Genomic DNA, 16,628 nt, shown 5'->3' with positions numbered 1-16,628 from the left:
GAGGGCTTTGTTTTTCCCTGAACTCTCCACTGTTGGCTTGAACCCCGTATGTCACACACGCAAGACCTGCTGATCAACCGCGAACTTGGCCTGCTCGAATTCAACCGCCGCGTGCTGGCCCAGGCGGAAGACGCCAACCTGCCGCTGCTGGAACGGCTGAAATTCCTGTGCATCGTGTCCTCCAACATGGACGAGTTCTTCGAAGTGCGCGTGGCCTGGCTGCAGGAAACCGCCGAGGCCACGCCGGAGCGCATCCTGGCCGACGGCTCCACGCCGGAACAGGCGCTGGCCAAGGTGGCCACCGCCGCCCACCAATTGGTGCGCGACCAGTACGCGGTGATGAGCGAAGTGCTGTTCCCGGCGCTGCGCGAGGAAAACATCATCTTCCTGCGCCGCAATGAATGGAGTCCGGCTCAGCAGCAATGGGTGCGGGATTTCTTCTTCCGCGAACTGATGCCCATCCTGACCCCGATAGGTCTGGACCCGTCCCACCCCTTCCCCAAGGTGCTGAACAAATCCTTGAACTTCGCGGTGGAGCTGGAAGGCCGCGACGCCTTCGGCCGCGCCTCCGGCATCGCCATCGTCCAGGCGCCGCGCATCCTGCCGCGGGTGATCAAGCTGCCGGCGGACGTCAGCGACGGCCACCGCCACACCTTCGTCTTCCTGTCCTCCATCCTGCACTCGCACGTGCACGAGCTGTTCAGCGGCATGGCGGTCAAGGGCTGCTACCAATTCCGCGTCACCCGCGACAGCGAGCTGACGGTGGAAGACGAGGAAGTGAAAAACCTGCGCACCGCCTTGCAAGGCGAGTTGCGCCAGCGCCAGTTCGGCGACGCGGTGCGGCTGGAGATCGCCGACACCTGCCCGGCGCACATGGAAGAATTCCTGCTGACCCAGTTCAACCTCAAGCCGCGCGACGTCTACCGCGTCAACGGCCCGGTCAATCTGGTGCGGCTGATGCAGGTGCCGGACCTGGTGGACCGGCCGGATCTGAAGTTCACGCCCTTCATCCCCACGCTGCCGGAAATGCTGCGCAAGAAAACGCCGCTGTTCGACGCCATCCGCAAAGGCGACATCCTGCTGCATCACCCCTTCCAGAGCTTCCAGCCGGTGATAGACATGCTGACGCTGGCCGCGTCCGATCCGCACGTGGTGGCCATCAAGATGACGGTGTACCGCACCGGCACCGACTCGGTGCTGATGGAATCGCTGATCGCCGCCGCCCGCGCCGGCAAACAGGTGACCGTGGTGGTGGAATTGATGGCCCGCTTCGACGAGGAAGCCAATATCGGCTGGGCCAGCCGGCTGGAAGACGCCGGCGCCCACGTGGTCTACGGCGTGATCGGCTACAAAGTGCACGCCAAGATGCTGATGGTGGTGCGCCGCGAGGAACACGGCCTGCGCCGCTACGTGCATCTGGGCACCGGCAACTACCACCCGCGCACCGCCCGCCTCTACACCGACTTCGGCCTGCTGACCTGCAACGAGCAGATCGCCAGCGACGTCAACGACATCTTCGTGCAGCTGACCGGCCTGGGCCGCGCCAGCCAGCTCAAGCTGCTGTTCCAGAGCCCGTTCACCCTGCACAGCATGGTGATGGAGGCGATAGACCGCGAAATCGCCCACGCCCAGGCCGGCAAGCCGGCGCAGATCATCGCCAAGATGAACGCCCTGCTGGAAAGCCAGGTGATTCACGCGCTGTACCGCGCCAGCCAGGCCGGGGTCAAGATCCAGCTGATCGTGCGCGGCGTGTGCGCGCTGCGGCCCGGCGTGCCGGGGCTGTCCGACAACATCGTCGTGCGCTCCATCGTCGGCCGCTTCCTGGAACACCCGCGCGTGTTCTATTTCCACAACGACCGCAAGGAAGACCTGCTGATCGCCAGCGCCGACTGGATGGGCCGCAACTTCTTCCGCCGCATCGAAACCTGCGTGCCCATCGTCGACGTCAAACTCAAGCGCCGGGTGATCAAGGAAGCGCTGCGTCTCTATCTGGACGACAACGTCAACGCCTGGGACATGCTGCCGGACGGCAGCTACAAACGCCGCACCTCCCGCGGCAAGCCGCACTGCGCGCAACTGCAATTGCTGGAAGAGTACACCCGCTGACACCCGGCCCGCGGCCAGGCCGCGGGCGCGTTCTCCCGCAAGGACCACCATGGAAATCGCCGGCTACAGTCTTGCCGCCCTGCTCATCATCGCCGGCCTGGCCGGCACCATGCTGCCCATCATCCCCGGCCTGCCGCTGATGTTCGGCGGCCTGCTACTGGCCGCCTGGCTGGACAACTTCAACCACCTGGGCGCGATCAGCCTGATCATCATGGCCCTGCTCACCGCGCTGGGCCTGGTGATCGATTTCTTCGCCGGCCTGCTGGGCGCCAAGGCCAGCGGCGCCAGCAGCCAGGCGCTGTGGGGCGCCTTCATCGGCGGCATCGTCGGCATGTTCTTCGGCCTGGCCGGCGTGCTGCTCGGCCCGCTGGTCGGCGCCGTCATCGGCGAGTTCATCGCCCGCAAGGACGCCTTCCAGGCCGGCAAGGTCGGCATCGGCACCTTTATCGGCTTCATCGTCGGCGCGGTGGCCAAGGTGGCCTGCGCCTTCGCCATGCTGGCGACGGCGGCGCTGGCGCTACTGTTCTAGCGGCCGGCTACGCGGCCGCACGGCTGACCTAAGAACCTATTCAACGTCTACTGCGCTTCGGCGATACGGCGTTGAAACCGGCTTCAGAATGCTCATGTACTGTATGTACATTCCGCTTCTTCAGCCGTTTTCGCCTTGTCTCGCCCTTGCTCGCGAGACTTTGAACAGGCTCTAAACCGGGGGATTTGGTAGAATCCCGGTTTATCCCCTTCAATCCAGCGTGAATACCGATGGCACAATATGTAATGTCCATGCTCCGCGTGAGCAAGATCGTTCCGCCCAAGCGCCAGATCATCAAGGACATCTCCCTGTCCTTCTTCCCCGGCGCCAAGATCGGCCTGCTGGGCCTGAACGGCGCCGGTAAATCCACCGTGCTGCGCATCATGGCCGGCGCGGACAAGGAATACGAAGGCGAGGTGCAGCACCTGGCCGGCGTCAAGATCGGCTACCTGCCGCAGGAACCGCAGCTGGACCCTGAAAAAACCGTGCGCGAGGAAGTGGAAAGCGGCATGGGCGACGTGATGGGCGCACAAAAGCGCCTGGAAGAGGTCTACGCCGCCTACGCCGACCCGGACGCCGACTTCGACGCGCTGGCCGAAGAACAGGGCAAGCTGGAAGCCATCATCGCCGCCGGCGCCAACGACAACGTAGAACACCAGCTGGAAATCGCCGCCGACGCGCTGCGCCTGCCGCCGTGGGACGCCAAGATCGCCCCGCTGTCCGGCGGCGAGAAGCGCCGCGTGGCGCTGTGCAAGCTGCTGCTGTCCAAGCCCGACATGCTGCTGCTGGACGAACCCACCAACCACCTGGACGCGGAATCGGTGGAATGGCTGGAGCAATTCCTGGTGCGCTTCCCCGGCACCGTGGTGGCCGTCACCCACGACCGCTACTTCCTGGACAACGCCGCCGAATGGATTCTGGAACTGGACCGCGGCGAAGGCATCCCGTGGAAAGGCAATTACTCCAGCTGGCTGGAGCAGAAGGAAGCCCGCCTGGCGCAGGAATCCAAGAGCGAAGGCGCGCGCATGAAGGCGATGAAGCAGGAACTGGAATGGGTGCGCCAGAACCCGAAAGGCCGTCAGGCCAAATCCAAGGCGCGTCTGGCCCGCTTCGAGGAACTGTCCAGCTACGAAACCCAGAAGCGCAACGAAACCCAGGAAATCTTCATCCCGGTGGCCGAGCGCCTGGGCAATGAGGTGATCGAGTTCAACGGCGTGTCCAAGGGCTTCGGCGACCGCCTACTGATCGACAATCTCAGCTTCAAGGCCCCGCCGGGCGCCATCGTCGGCATCATCGGTCCCAACGGCGCCGGTAAATCGACGCTGTTCAAGATGATCGCCGGCAAGGAACAGCCGGACAGCGGCGAGGTCAAGATCGGCCAGACCGTGCAGATGGCCTTTGTCGAGCAGACTCGCGAGGGCCTGGACGGCGACAAGACCGTGTTCGAGGACGTGGCCGCCGGCGCCGACATCCTCACCGTAGGCAAGTTCGAGATGTCCAGCCGCGCCTACCTCGGCCGCTTCAACTTCAAGGGCGCCGATCAGCAGAAGAAGGTGGGCATGCTCTCCGGCGGCGAACGCGGCCGCCTGCACCTGGCCAAAACCCTGCTCCAGGGCGGCAATGTGCTGCTGCTGGACGAACCGTCCAACGACCTGGACGTGGAAACCCTGCGCGCGCTGGAAGACGCCTTGCTGGAATACGCCGGCACCGTGTTCGTGATCTCCCACGACCGCTGGTTCCTGGACCGCATCGCCACTCACATCCTGGCGGCGGAAGGCGAATCGCAATGGACCTTCTTCGACGGCAACTATCAGGAATACGAAGCCGACAAGAAGAAACGCCTGGGCGAGGAAGCCGCCAAGCCCAAGCGCATCCGCTACAAGCCGATCAGCCGCTAAAACAAAGCCCGGGTTCTCCGGGCTTTTTTCATGCGCTCACAGCGTCTTCAGCCGCCCGCGGAACTCATCCAGCCGCTGGTAGCCCTTGGCCTGCATGATGGCGGCCAACTCCGCCTCGATGCGATCGAAGGCGCTGACGCCCTCCTCGTGCAGGCAGGTGCCCACCTGCACCGCGGCGGCGCCGGCCAGGATGTGCATGAAGGCCTCCGCCCCGCTCTTCACCCCGCCGCAGCCTATCACATGCTTGTCGGCCAGCAGCAGGGCGAACTCGCGCACATTGGCCAGCGCCGTCGGCAACACGTAGTCGCCGCCCAAGCCGCCCAGCCCGCCCTTGGGTTTGATCACCGCGGACTCGCTGTCCAGATCGATCACCAGGCCGTTGCCCACCGAGTTGATGCAGGTGACGAAGCGCAGCAGCGGGAAGGCGTTCAACACCGCGGCCATGGCGGCGAAGTGCGCCGGATCGAAATACGGCGGCAGCTTGACGCCGAACGGTCGCGCGTACACCCGGCTGATCGCCGCCAGAGCCTCGGCGCTGGCGGCGAAGTCATAGCCCAGCTGCGGCTTGCCCGGCAGATTGGGGCAGGACAGGTTCACCTCCGGCAGGCAGGGCAGCTTCAGCGCCGCCAGTTCGGTCAGGATGGTCAGGGTGTCGTCCAGCGTCATGCCGGACACGGACAGAAACAGCGGCTTGGCGTCGTCGTAAGCCTGGGCGTAGTCCAGGTAATAGCGGTAGCCCTCGTTGGGCAGGCCCATGGAATTGATGCTGCCCAGCGCGGTGCGCCGGTAGCGCGGCTCGGGATTGCCGGCGCGCGGCTCCAGCGTGCAGCTCTTGGTCACCACCGCGCCGGCGGCGGAGCGGCGCACCTGCTCCAGTTCCTCCCGCGTGCGGCAATAGACGCCGGAAGCGTTGAACAGGGGGCTGGCCATCTTCATGCCCAGCCAGGAAACGGATAGATCCAGCGACATCGCGCCCTCCGGCGAATTCATCTGCCGGCGATGATAGACGCAAGCCTCGCCGGCCATGCTGCGCCAAGTCAAAACCGGCGCGGACGCCGCAAAACAAACGGCCGCCCTGAAGGCGGCCGCGTCTTAACGCCGAAATCCCCGGAGCTTACATTTGGGACTGGATATAGTTCTGCTCGCCCACCATATCGATCAGGCGCAGTTGCTGCTCCAGCCAGTGGGCGTGGTCGTTCTCGGTCTCTTCCAGCAGCACCATCAGTTCCTGGCGCGTCACGTAGTCCTTCACGCTCTCACAGTGGGCCACCACTTTTTTCAGCAAGTTGCCGACGCGGTATTCCACTTCCAGATCGCTGGCCAGCATCGCCCGCACGTTCTCGCCCACCACGATGGGCACGCGCTTGGCCACGTTCGGCTTGCCTTGCAGGAACAAGGTGCGCGCGATCAGCACCCGCGCGTGCGACAACTCGTCCTCGCGCTCGTGATCGATGCGCTCGAACAGCTTGTGCAGACCGAAGTCCTTGTACATCTCGGCATGAATGAAATACTGGTCCGCGGCGGACAGTTCTTCCGCCAGCAGTTCGTTCAGCAACTCGATGGTTTTGGGATCACCTTGCATAAAACGACCTCTTGTTGTTGTAGTTCAATAACGCCGGCGGGCGCGCCGCCGGCGCGAACGGAATTCGCGAACCATTCATTCTAAGCCCTCAGGGCCACAGTTGCACGCCGGCTTGATAAAACGCGAACGACAACAACCAGGCCAGTCCCACCGACCACGCCACCGACATCGCGGTGTAGGCCTTGCTGCGCGACTCGCGGTACATCGCCGCCACCGTGGACAGGCAGGGCACGTAGATCAAGGTGAAGATCAGGAAGCTCATCGCCGAGCGCCAATCCAGATGTTGCAGCAAGGCCGCGCCCAGGCCGGCCTCCGGCACCCCGTAGATCACCGCCAGGCTGCCCAGCAGGATTTCCTTGGCGATGAAGCCGAACAGCAAGGCCGCCGCCAGTTCGTGGCGGATGCCTATCGGGTCCAGCACCGGGGCCAGCAGGCTGCCCAGAGCGTCGGCCAGGGTCTTGCCCTCGCCCGCCGGCACATGGGTCAGCAGCCAGACCAGCACCACGCCCAGCAGGATGAAACTGGAGGCCAGTTGCAGAAAGGCGCGCACCTCCCCCACCGCCCGGCTCAGCAAATGGCTCAAGCCGGGCAGCCGGTACGGCGGCACTTCCAGCAAGAAGGCCTCGCCGCCGGCGTAACGGCGCTTGAACACCCAGGCGGTGAACACCGCGACGGCGAAGCTCATCAGATAAAGCCCCATCAACACCCACGGCGCCTGCGTCGGCGTGAACAACAGCCCGGCGAAGAACACCACCACCTGCAAACGCGCCGAACACAGCGAAAACGGGATCACCAGCATGGTCAGCAGCCGCTGCTTGCGCTCGCGCATCACCCGAGTGCCCATGATGGCCGGCACATTGCAGCCGAAGCCCATCAGCTGCATCACGAAGCCGCGGCCGTCCAGCCCCAGCTTGGCCATGAAGGCGTCGGTCAGATAGGCGGCGCGCGCCAGGTAGCCGGAATCCTCCACCATCGCCATCAACACGAAGAACACCAGCAAAATGGGCGCGAAGGTCAGCACCGTCGACACCCCCTGCCAGATTCCGTCCAGCGCCAGGCTCTGCACAATCTCGGGCAAGGGCGCGAGCAAGGGCGTCAGCGCCTGCTCCTTGATCCAGTCCAGGCCGGCGCCGGCCAGCTCCTGCAATGGGGTGCCGATCTGATACGTCAGATTGAACAGCAGCGCCATCAGCACGAAGAACAGCGGCAGACCCAGCCATGGATGCATCAGCCAATGGTCCATCTTCTCCGTCAGCCCCGCCGGCAGCACGGGCGGCAAGGTCCAGCAGCCCGCCAGCCGCCGCTTGGCCTCCGCCATCGCCTCCCGGGTGTCCGGCACCGCGTCCAGCCTGGCGCGCGCCGCCGGGCCGCCGTCGTTGGCCAGCCGGTTCAAGCCCGCCATCAGCGGCGGCCAGCCTTGCATATGCCGGGCCGAGGCCAGAAACACCGGCGCGCCCAGGCGCTCCGACAAGCGCTCCACATCCACGCTCACGCCCAGGGCTTTGGCCTCGTCGGCCATATTCAGCACCACCAGGCAGTTGAGGCCGCTGGCCAGCACCTGCAAGGCCAGCGGCAGTTGCCGGTCCAGCTGGCTGGCGTTGAGCACCAGGACGGCGCCGTCGAAGGCGCTGGCCAGCAGCACGTCGCGAACCACCGCCTCGTCGTCGGAATAGCCGGTCAAATCATTGACGCCGGGCAAATCCACCAACTCCACCATGTGGCCGCCCAGCAACAGGCGCGCGCTGCTCAACTCTATGGTCAGGCCCGGCCAGTTGCCGACGCGCTGCGACATGCCGGTCAGACGGTTGAACAAGGTGGACTTGCCGGTATTGGGCAGGCCGATCAGGGCGAAACGCTTCATACCGCCACCCTCGCCACGATGAGGCGCGCCAGGCTGCGGCGCAGCAGGAAGCGCGTGGCGCCGACGTCCAGCAATAATGGCCCGCCCAAGGGCGCCGCCCGACGCAGATAAAACCGGCAGCCCGGCTCCAGGCCAAAGGCGGCGACGCGGCGCATGGCCTCTTCGGCCAGCTCCAGGCTGTCGACCACGCCGTGGCGTCCGGCGGGGAATGCATCCAAAGTCAACATGATGATCCGATCAAGAACGAGAATGGTTTGCATTAGTATATCCAGCCGAACCCCGTCGAATATCGGCAAACCGCGGCAATTCCCGCCCTGCTTGACCTGCATCAATAGCATTGTCCTATCCGGATCGACGATGGATTATCGATAGCCGGCCACTGCGCTTGCGGTTAAAATCGCGGACAATCAATCGACAAGCTACGGGCCCAAGACAATGAGCATCAAATCGGACAAGTGGATTCGCCGGATGGCGGACGAGTACAAAATGATCGAACCCTTCGAGCCCAACCAGATCAAGATGGTGGACGGCCAGAAGGTGATCTCCTACGGCACGTCCAGCTACGGCTACGATATCCGCTGCGCCGACGAATTCAAGGTGTTCACCAATATCAACAGCACCATCGTCGACCCGAAAAACTTCGACCCCAATTCCTTCGTGGAAGTCTCCGGCAAGGGCTATTGCATCATCCCGCCCAATAGCTTCGCGCTGGCCCGCACCGTGGAATACTTCCGTATTCCCCGCTCGGTGCTGACCGTCTGCCTGGGCAAATCCACTTACGCCCGCTGCGGCATCATCGTCAACGTCACCCCGTTCGAACCGGAATGGGAAGGCTATGTGACGCTGGAGTTCTCCAACACCACGCCGCTGCCGGCCAAGATCTACGCCAACGAGGGCGTGGCCCAGGTCTTGTTCTTCGAATCCGATGAAATTTGCGACGTGTCCTACAGCGACCGCGCCGGCAAATACATGGGCCAGGTGGGCGTGACCCTGCCGCGCCCCTGAAACGCTTCCCGCCAGCAAAAAAGGGATGGCTTAGCCATCCCTTTGTCATTTAAATCCCGCCAAATCCGTCCTCGCAATTTCACCTTAATGTTCTAGGATAAACAGAGGGTTAGCTGACTTTCCCGGTTGGTCGGCCCTTGTACAGCAATTGATTTCTTCTTGGGGCGTAGCGGTTCCCCCTTGCCGTTGCGCCCCTTTTTTTATCCGCCGATCCCATTGCCCTGCCTCCGGTTTCTTGCCATGATCTTCGCTTTGGCGAAAGGCGGAAATATGCCGGACATATATGATTTTTCCATTGAGTCTTTAAACGGGCAGACCCTGCCGCTGGCGAGCTATCGCGGCAAAGTGCTATTGCTGGTCAACACCGCCAGCGAGTGCGGCTTCACCGCGCAATTGGGCGGCCTGGAACAGCTGTACCAGCGCTACCGCGAGCAAGGCCTGGAGATCATCGGTTTCCCCTGCAATCAGTTCGGCGGCCAGGAGCCTGGGGACGCCGCCGCCATCGGCCAGTTCTGTCAGAAGAATTTCGGGGTCAGCTTCCCGCTATCCGCCAAGATCGACGTCAACGGCACCGACGCGCATCCGCTCTGGCGTCATCTCGTCGCCGCCAAGCCCGGCTTGCTGGGCAGCCGGCGCATCAAATGGAATTTCACCAAATTCCTGGTGGACGGCGAAGGGCGCATCCGCAAGCGTTTCGCCCCCTACGTCAAGCCGGCGGCGCTGGAGCGCGCCATCGAAAGCCTGCTGCGAACGCAGAAGCACTAGATTCTCTAGCGACAGCTCAGCTCAGTTCGCCGGACAGATAGAACCAGCGGCCGTCCTCGTGCAGGAAACGGCTGCGCTCGCGCATGCGTTCGGCCTTGCCGCCCACCTTGTAGCGCGCGGAGAACTCCACCACGCCCTCGGCGTCGGCCGCGCCGCCGGCCTCGGTCGCCAACACCTCCAGGCCCAGCCATTTGACCAAGCCGGCGTCCGCGGCCAGATCCAGCGCCTGCGGCCGGGTGCTGGGATGCCAGCTCGCCAGCAGATACGCCTCGTCGCCGCGCGCGTAAGCGGTGTAGCGCGAGCGCATCAAGGCTTCCGCCGTGGGCGCGGGCGCGCCGTCCGCCCCCAGGTAACGGCCGCAACAGGCCGCGTAAGCGCCGCCCAGCCCGCAGGGACAGCCGGCCGCGTCCGGCTTGGCTTTCTTGCCCATGCTCAAGCCCCCAGGGCCGGCAAGCCGTACAGCTTGAGCAGGAAGTTGGTGAAGGCCGGCTCGGCCGGTTTCGGATTCATCTTGGGCCAGCGTCGCATCCATTCGCGCAGACGCTCGTCCATCTTGGCGCGAAACGTTTCCTGGTCGATGCGGCCCGCCTCGCGCTCCACCGTCAGATAGCGGTACATGGCGAAGGTGTTGTCGTCGATGGGATTGGAGCCCACCGCCTTGAGCCGGAACGCGCCCAGTTGATCCGCGGCGGCCAGCCGGGTCAACTCGCCGCTCTTGACCTTGTCGGCCAGACGGTTGGCTTCCCGCAGCAAGGCGTCCGATTTGGCGCTGGGCGCCGGCGCCGTCTGCGGCCGGCTCTTGCCCGGCGAGGAAGGATGCGAGCTGATGGGCGCGCCCAATTGCTGCAGCGCGCTGCAAGCGGACAAGCTCAGGGCCATCGCGGCCCACAAGAAATAACGTTTCATGCCGGGAATTCTACTCCTGTCCTGATTCGGCGCCGCCGCGCGGCGCGTTCTGCTGCGACCGCCCCGCCCACGCCAATGTTCCGTCCCGCCAATGCAAAACAGCCTGACAAACGGGTCTGTCAGGCTGTTTTACGTTCATGCCACGCGGCCGCGGCACGCTTATTCCGCCGCGTCGCCTGCGGGTTCGGCCGGAGCCGGGGCAGGGGCCGCCGCGGCCGGCTTGGGCGCGGACATCTGTTCCGCCGCCTTTTTCTCCTCGGCGCTGACTTCGCCCACCGGCTTGTTGGCCAGATCGAACCGCTTGCCGCCGCGCGCCAGAGACTTCACGTAGCGCGGCTTGCGACAGTGATTGGCCACCACGCGGGAGATCAGCGTAGAGTCGAACTGCGGCAAAGCCGCGATCAGGCTCTCATGGATGCCCAAGGCCAGCGGACGAAACTGGCGGAAAACGTCGAACTTGCTGTAGACATGATCCGCGATCATCTCGGTCTGCTTTTTCTTGGACAGACTTTGTACAGCGGACTTAAGTGCAGCACCGAGTGCCGTTTCAGTATTTGGCTTCATGAACTTCTATCTAGATCCATTGATGCAAAAGCAGCGCATGCTGCCCAATCAAGCGAAGCGCCGCAACCCGCCGCCCGGCCAGCTTGACAGCCGGTGAAAAAATGACGACATCGTAATGCGGTTTGACCAAGGCGCTCCGACAAGACGCCGGCGCGCCGTAAAAAATCGCCGAACATGGCGAAGGCCTGGAACCGGGCCCAAGCGGCGCGGCCGGTCCGAAGACCAGGCGCCCGCCCCCATCGACCGCCGCTGTTTGTCGGCGGAGGAGCCGACTTGGCGGTCATGGGCGAAAAGACCAGACGGAACGCTCCGGGCGTTCCCTCGCTCGGGCTGGCGCTTACGAGGGAGGGAGAGTACTAAGTAATGCCCCTTGATGTCCAGCATTAGACGCCGATTGCGCCCTTTCCGCCCTTATCCCGTCTTTCTTTTGCCACTTTCTCAAGCGTGAGCCGGCAGCTTACAGGCAGGCGACGGGAAAGCGGCGATTCAAGCTGTCCCAGTCCGTCGCCGCGTCAGGGCCGGCGCTAGCCACCACGCAGGCCGCCAGCCGATTGCCCAGATCCACCGCGTAATGCAGCGGCCAGCCGCTGGACAGGCCGGCCAACAAGCCGGCGCAATGCGCGTCGCCGGCGCCTATGGTGTCCACCACCGAAACCTGGTAGCCGGGCAGGTGCCACGGCGCGTCGGTGCCCGGGCACACCCAGGCGCCGTCCTGCCCCAGCCGGCAGATCAGCGTCAGCCGGTAATCCTTGGCGAAACGCTGCGCCGCCGCCACCGGATCGCCGTCGCCGCACAACAGGGCGATCTCGTCCCGGTTCAGCGTCAGCAAGGTCTCGGTGCCGCTCAGGGCGGACAGAAACGCCGGCTCCAGCAAGACAACGCGCGGACCGGGGTCTATCACCCGCAACTGTTCCGCCGGCAAGGCCAGCAGCCAGGCGCGCAACGCCCTTCCGCCCTCTCCGGCCAGTTCATAGCCGTTGGCGTACACCAGGCCGTCGGCGGGCAAGGGCAGCGCGTCCAACTGCTCGCGCGTCCATTCCGTCTCGCAACCGGAGATCGAAATGAAGCTGCGCTCGCCGCTGGGCTCCACCATGGCCACGCACCAGCCGTTGTCGCGATCCGCGTTGCGCAGCAGCACCGGCAAGCCCAGCTCCCGCATGGCCGCGTCTATCGCCGCGCCCCAAGGGCCGTTGCCCACCGGCATGCCGTTGATCACGGGAGCGTTCAACTGGCGCAACGCTCGCGCCACATTGAAGGCGCAGCCGCCGATCTCGCGTTCCTGCTGCAACGCCTCCACGTCGGCGCCGCTGCGCGGCAAGGCCGGGAGGGTCAACACCACGTCGCCGACGGCGCCGCCCAAAGCCAGGATGGCTCTGGTCGGATGATAGTTTGGACACGGAATGGTCATGCGCGTCGCTCCTTCAGCAACAAATACAATCCATAAGCCAGCAAGCTGGTCCCAAAGGATACAAACAGTCCCAGGCTGGAATCTGCGAAAACGCCCACCGCCAGCGGGCCGTCGATGAAGCCGGTCTTGCTCACCAGCAGGCCGCAAGCGGCGCCCAGCAGCCAGCACAGCAGCGGCCCGCCGCGGAAGGCCTGCCGCCCGTCGCCGGACAGGGCCGCGGCCTCATAGCCTTGGCGGTGACGCAACAAGAGGTAATCCAGCACGAACACCGCCTCCCAGGCCGCCAGAAACACGCCGCAAAACAATAGAAACGCGATGAAGGGCCCCAGGAAGTCGCTGGACACGAACAAGACGTAAGCGGCGATGGCCAGCACGATCAGCGCATTGATGGACACCGCCTGCGCCTGTCTGACCTTGACGCCTATGGTCAGCAGATTGAGGCTGGCCGAATACAGGCTGAGCACAGCCATGGTGACGATGCCGGCGGTAGCGGTCAGCAGATAGGGCACCGCCATCCAGGCCGGCAGCACCGCGCCGATCTTGGCGATGGGATTGGCAGCGCTGGCCAGATCCGGGATCTGCGCCGACAACAGCACGCCGGTGAAGATCAGCAGCATCAGCGGCAGCGACGCCCCCACCATCACCGCGCCGAAAATGCTGCCGCCGGACGCTCCGCTCCGCTGGTAACGGCTGTAATCGGCGCCGGCGATGGCCCAGCTGATGCCGGTGCCCGCGGCGATCACCGATACCGCCGGCCAGAAACCGGTCAGCCAGTCGCCGTCCGGCCGCGCCAAGATGGCGCCCCAGTTCGCGGTCGTCGCCACGTACAGAATCACCACCATGGTCATGCTGCCGAAGATCCGGCTCAGCCAGCTTTGCATCCAGACCACGGTGGCCTGGCCCAGCAGGCTGACCACGATGGTCAGACCGATGAACAGGAACAAGCAGACCGCGGTCAGCGGACGGCTTTCCGCCATGCCCAGCGACTGGCACAAGGCCGCCAGCGTCAAGGCGCCGGTCACCACATTGACCGCCTCCCAGCCCATCAGGTTGAACCAGCTGAAGGCGGTGGGCGCGGCGTTGCCGCGCAGGCCGAAAATGGCCCGCGACAAGGTCAGCGTGGAAGTGCGGCCGCGCTGGCCGGCAATGCTGGTCAAACCCACCAGCGCGAAACTGGCCACTCCGACCGCCGCGGCCAGCAAGGACTGGTAGAACGACAGCCCGAAGCTGGTGACGATGCCGCCGTACACCACGCCCAGGATGCCGATATTGGCGGCTAGCCATACCCAGAACAACTCCACCGGCCGGCCCTTGCACTCATGCTCCGGCACCAGATCTATGCCCGCGCTCTCCAGCCGCCAGCCGTCTACCGCTTGTACATCGCTCATCCCCTCACCCCCTAAACCGCAATGCGCACAAAGCCCGCGCGTAAGATTCGAAATCAACGCCATTCACGTCCCGGATGCGTTCCCGCCATGCGGCCGGCAAGGCGTCCGCCCCCTGCAAGGCGCCGCACACCGCGGTCGCCATCGCGCCTATGGTGTCGGTGTCTCCGCCCAGATTCGCCGCCAAGACCGCGCAGCGGCGCGGATCGCCTTGCGCGCAGTCCACCAGGGCCAAGGCGGCGGGCACCGACTCTATGGTGTCCATGCCGGCGCCCAAGGTCTGGTACAGCTCGGCCACCACGGCCGCATCGTCTTGGCCCCGCAAGCCTTCCGCCAGCTCGAAGCCCCAGGCCAGGCGCCGGCTCAGCAAGGGGCTGAACGTCGTCACCCGCTCCAGCTGCGCCAGATCGGCAATGGCGGGCAGCTCGGCCTTGATGTCGGACCAGGCCGCGCCCTCCACCGCCCGCGACACCGCCCAGGCGATGGCCGCCGCGCCGGCCACCGCGATATCGGACTGATGCGTGGGGCTGCAACTCAGCCTCACCGCCTGCACGAAAGCCGCGCGGTCCTGGCTGGACAGCAGGCAACCCAGCGGCGCCACCCGCATCGCCGCGCCGTTGGTCACGCCGTTGGCGCCCAGAGAATCAATGGACTGGCCGGACAAAATAGCCCTGAGCGCGGCCTTAGAACTGGGCCCCAGAATATTCTTGTTGAAAGCGTCGATGCGCTCGGCCCAGGCGATGATGTTGTCCGCGATGCGCTCCGGCTCCACCGCGCCGTCCGCGGCGATCAACGCGTCCATCAAGGCAATGGCCTGCTGGGTGTCGTCGGTAAACTCTCCGGCGGCGAACTCGGAAGCGGCGAAATTCTCGGCCGGGCCCGGCAGAAAATCGTCTATCCAACCAAAAAACGCCCGTACCTGCCGCTGCGGCCACAGCTCCGAAGGCATGCCCATGGCATCCCCCACCGCCTGCCCGTACAGGGCCCCGAGAATGGACTGGTAGCCCTTGCTGATCATCGTCAAACCCTGCCTCTCCGCCAGGATGCCCATCGACCGCCAGAACCCGTTTACGATCCGCCACGCGTCAAGGAAACCAGGAGCCGCCCGCGAAACGCCCATGCCTCGCAGGCGCATTCCGCTTTCCCGGCTGTTTCGCCTTGCCCCGCCTTCGCGCAACGCGAGCGTAAACAGGAACCATGGACTTCGATTGGCATCGTATGATAAGTCCAATACAAATCCAATAGTACATAACCATACTATTGATCAGGAAAGCATGCCACAGAGCTCAGCCCACCCCATTGCCGTCGGCATTGATTTAGACTGAAGCCCGCACGCACAGGAGCTTTCACACGATATGAGCGAGATTCTGGAATGCCTGTCCGCCAGCCTGCGGCAGCCCGGCGCAACGCCGCGCTATCTGCTGATCGCCGACGCGCTGGAACAGGCCATCCGCCAGCACCAGTTGCCCGAAGGAGCATTCTTGCCGACCGAGCGGCAGATGGCGGAAAAACTGGGACTGTCGCGCGTCACCATCAGCAAGGCGATGGCGGAACTGGAACGCAAGCGGCTGATCACCCGTCAGCAAGGCCAGGGCACTCGCGTCGCTCAAGCCTTTCGCTATTCGCTCAACGACAGCGGAGGTTTCACCGAGCAGGTGCTGCGCAGCGGCGGCAGCGTGGCCAATCAGTGGCTGTTGCGGCAGCGGGAAAGCGCGCCGGCCGCCATCGCCAGCCTGCTGTGCCTGCCTGTCGGCGCGGACATCGCCAAGCTGCGCCGCCTGCGGCTGATGGACGGCACGCCGGCGGCGCTGGAAACCACCTATATCCCGCTGGCCTACCTGCCCGAACCGGAGCGTCTGGAACACTCGCTATACCAATGGTGGGAACGCCATGGCGTCGAGATCGGCCGCAAGACCTTCCGTCTGGCCTCCTGCGCGGCGGATCAGGACAGCGCCGCCCTATTGCATGTGCAGACCGGCACGCCGCTGCTGCGCATCCGGCAGACCAGCTTGAACGCGGCGGAGCAGGTATTGGAGTTCAGCGAAGTTTTGTGCCGCAGCGATCTCTATGAATTCGAGGCGCAGCTTTAAGAGAAGCCGATAAAAAAACCCGCCCAGCGCCAGGCTGTGCGGGTTGTTTTCGTCTCGTGGACGGTTTTGCCGTAGTGGTGCCCCGGGCCGGAATCGAACCGGCACGACCGAAGTCGAGGGATTTTAAGTCCCTTGTGTCTACCAATTTCACCACCGGGGCGGGCAAAGAGACGGCGATTCTATCCCAGAGCCGGGCCGCTGGCAAACAGGGATGGCGATCAAGGCCATGGCACGCCGCCGCGGGGGACTGCGGGCCTGATCCCGATCCGGGATAAAGAGGAGAAACCACGCTGAGCTTGGCGATTGCGGGCGCGTGCCGAACAAAGCAAAGCCCCGCAAGTCTTTGACTTACGGGGCTTTAACTGGAGGCGGGGGTCGGAATCGAACCGGCGTAGACGGATTTGCAATCCGCTGCATAACCACTTTGCTACCCCGCCGTTGCCGGCGAACCACCAGCCATGGCTGATGATTTTAATTTGGAGCGGGAAACGAGGCTCGAACTCGCGACCTCAACCTTGGCAAGGTTGCG

Annotated in this window: 16 protein-coding genes and 2 tRNA genes; 6 read left to right on the top strand and 12 right to left on the bottom strand. The window is 64.5% G+C overall.

Annotated elements, in window-relative coordinates; all coding sequences use genetic code 11:
- The first annotated feature begins 48 nt into the window (after nt 1-48).
- The 3 genes from ppk1 to ettA all read left to right on the top strand — a co-directional run bounded on the left by ppk1 (nt 49) and on the right by ettA (nt 4,533).
- Nucleotides 49-2,106 carry a polyphosphate kinase 1 gene (gene ppk1 / locus ACODSD_RS18280; RefSeq protein ID WP_107798491.1) on the top strand — a complete coding sequence of 686 codons (2,058 nt, stop codon included), beginning with the start codon at nt 49-51 and terminating at the stop codon, nt 2,104-2,106.
- 49 nt (nt 2,107-2,155) lie between these two features.
- Nucleotides 2,156-2,635, top strand: coding sequence for a DUF456 family protein (locus tag ACODSD_RS18275; protein WP_203391262.1), 480 nt, complete (start codon nt 2,156-2,158; stop codon nt 2,633-2,635).
- 230 nt (nt 2,636-2,865) lie between these two features.
- The gene (ettA, locus tag ACODSD_RS18270; RefSeq protein ID WP_488877984.1) at nt 2,866-4,533 is read left to right on the top strand and encodes an energy-dependent translational throttle protein EttA; all 1,668 of its coding nucleotides are present in this window, start codon (nt 2,866-2,868) and stop codon (nt 4,531-4,533) included.
- Nucleotides 4,534-4,569: 36 nt separating this feature from the next.
- On the opposite strand, the gene ACODSD_RS18265 is transcribed toward ettA, so the two are convergent.
- The 4 genes from ACODSD_RS18265 to ACODSD_RS18250 all read right to left on the bottom strand — a co-directional run bounded on the left by ACODSD_RS18265 (nt 4,570) and on the right by ACODSD_RS18250 (nt 8,203).
- Nucleotides 4,570-5,502 carry a dihydroorotate oxidase gene (locus ACODSD_RS18265; RefSeq protein ID WP_227104449.1) on the bottom strand — a complete coding sequence of 311 codons (933 nt, stop codon included), beginning with the start codon at nt 5,500-5,502 and terminating at the stop codon, nt 4,570-4,572.
- Between the two features lie 145 nt (nt 5,503-5,647).
- Entirely contained in the window at nt 5,648-6,115 is a 468-nt protein-coding gene (gene bfr / locus ACODSD_RS18260) for a bacterioferritin (protein WP_043591049.1), read from the bottom strand.
- Between the two features lie 88 nt (nt 6,116-6,203).
- On the bottom strand, nt 6,204-7,976 hold the full coding sequence (feoB, locus tag ACODSD_RS18255; protein ID WP_488877983.1) for a ferrous iron transport protein B: 1,773 nt from the start codon (nt 7,974-7,976) through the stop codon (nt 6,204-6,206).
- Complete coding sequence (locus ACODSD_RS18250; RefSeq protein ID WP_227104454.1) at nt 7,973-8,203, bottom strand: FeoA family protein; 231 nt, start codon at nt 8,201-8,203, stop codon at nt 7,973-7,975. The genes feoB and ACODSD_RS18250 overlap by 4 nt, the downstream gene beginning before the upstream one ends.
- A gap of 208 nt (nt 8,204-8,411) precedes the next feature.
- Here ACODSD_RS18250 and dcd point away from each other — a divergent pair, with 208 nt between their 5' ends.
- Both dcd and ACODSD_RS18240 read left to right on the top strand, forming a co-directional pair.
- Complete coding sequence (gene dcd, locus ACODSD_RS18245; protein ID WP_048412542.1) at nt 8,412-8,981, top strand: dCTP deaminase; 570 nt, start codon at nt 8,412-8,414, stop codon at nt 8,979-8,981.
- Nucleotides 8,982-9,251: 270 nt separating this feature from the next.
- Nucleotides 9,252-9,746 carry a glutathione peroxidase gene (locus ACODSD_RS18240; RefSeq protein ID WP_488877982.1) on the top strand — a complete coding sequence of 165 codons (495 nt, stop codon included), beginning with the start codon at nt 9,252-9,254 and terminating at the stop codon, nt 9,744-9,746.
- Between the two features lie 16 nt (nt 9,747-9,762).
- On the opposite strand, the gene ACODSD_RS18235 is transcribed toward ACODSD_RS18240, so the two are convergent.
- The 6 genes from ACODSD_RS18235 to ACODSD_RS18210 all read right to left on the bottom strand — a co-directional run bounded on the left by ACODSD_RS18235 (nt 9,763) and on the right by ACODSD_RS18210 (nt 15,027).
- Entirely contained in the window at nt 9,763-10,176 is a 414-nt protein-coding gene (locus ACODSD_RS18235; protein ID WP_488877981.1) for a YchJ family protein, read from the bottom strand.
- Between the two features lie 2 nt (nt 10,177-10,178).
- Nucleotides 10,179-10,652, bottom strand: coding sequence for a hypothetical protein (locus ACODSD_RS18230; RefSeq protein WP_486635646.1), 474 nt, complete (start codon nt 10,650-10,652; stop codon nt 10,179-10,181).
- A gap of 159 nt (nt 10,653-10,811) precedes the next feature.
- Nucleotides 10,812-11,216 (bottom strand): ProQ/FINO family protein, encoded by a 405-nt coding sequence (locus tag ACODSD_RS18225; protein WP_107798484.1) that lies wholly within the window; start codon nt 11,214-11,216, stop codon nt 10,812-10,814.
- A 457-nt stretch (nt 11,217-11,673) separates the two neighbouring features.
- Nucleotides 11,674-12,624 (bottom strand): PfkB family carbohydrate kinase, encoded by a 951-nt coding sequence (locus ACODSD_RS18220; RefSeq protein ID WP_235087280.1) that lies wholly within the window; start codon nt 12,622-12,624, stop codon nt 11,674-11,676.
- Complete coding sequence (locus tag ACODSD_RS18215) at nt 12,621-14,012, bottom strand: purine-cytosine permease family protein (protein ID WP_488877980.1); 1,392 nt, start codon at nt 14,010-14,012, stop codon at nt 12,621-12,623. The genes ACODSD_RS18220 and ACODSD_RS18215 overlap by 4 nt, the downstream gene beginning before the upstream one ends.
- A 4-nt stretch (nt 14,013-14,016) precedes the next feature.
- Nucleotides 14,017-15,027, bottom strand: coding sequence for an ADP-ribosylglycohydrolase family protein (locus ACODSD_RS18210; protein WP_488878001.1), 1,011 nt, complete (start codon nt 15,025-15,027; stop codon nt 14,017-14,019).
- 337 nt (nt 15,028-15,364) lie between these two features.
- Between ACODSD_RS18210 and ACODSD_RS18205 the strand changes: the two genes are divergently transcribed.
- Nucleotides 15,365-16,099 (top strand): GntR family transcriptional regulator, encoded by a 735-nt coding sequence (locus ACODSD_RS18205; protein WP_488877979.1) that lies wholly within the window; start codon nt 15,365-15,367, stop codon nt 16,097-16,099.
- Between the two features lie 75 nt (nt 16,100-16,174).
- Here the strand turns inward: ACODSD_RS18205 and ACODSD_RS18200 are convergent.
- Nucleotides 16,175-16,259 (bottom strand) — tRNA-Leu (locus ACODSD_RS18200).
- Between the two features lie 203 nt (nt 16,260-16,462).
- Nucleotides 16,463-16,536, bottom strand: a tRNA-Cys gene (locus ACODSD_RS18195).
- Between the last annotated feature and the right edge of the window lie 92 nt (nt 16,537-16,628).

The organism is Chromobacterium sp. FG22 (assembly GCF_057809415.1).
Note: the sequence above shows the minus strand (reverse complement) of the source record. Positions and strands in the feature narration are given on the sequence as shown.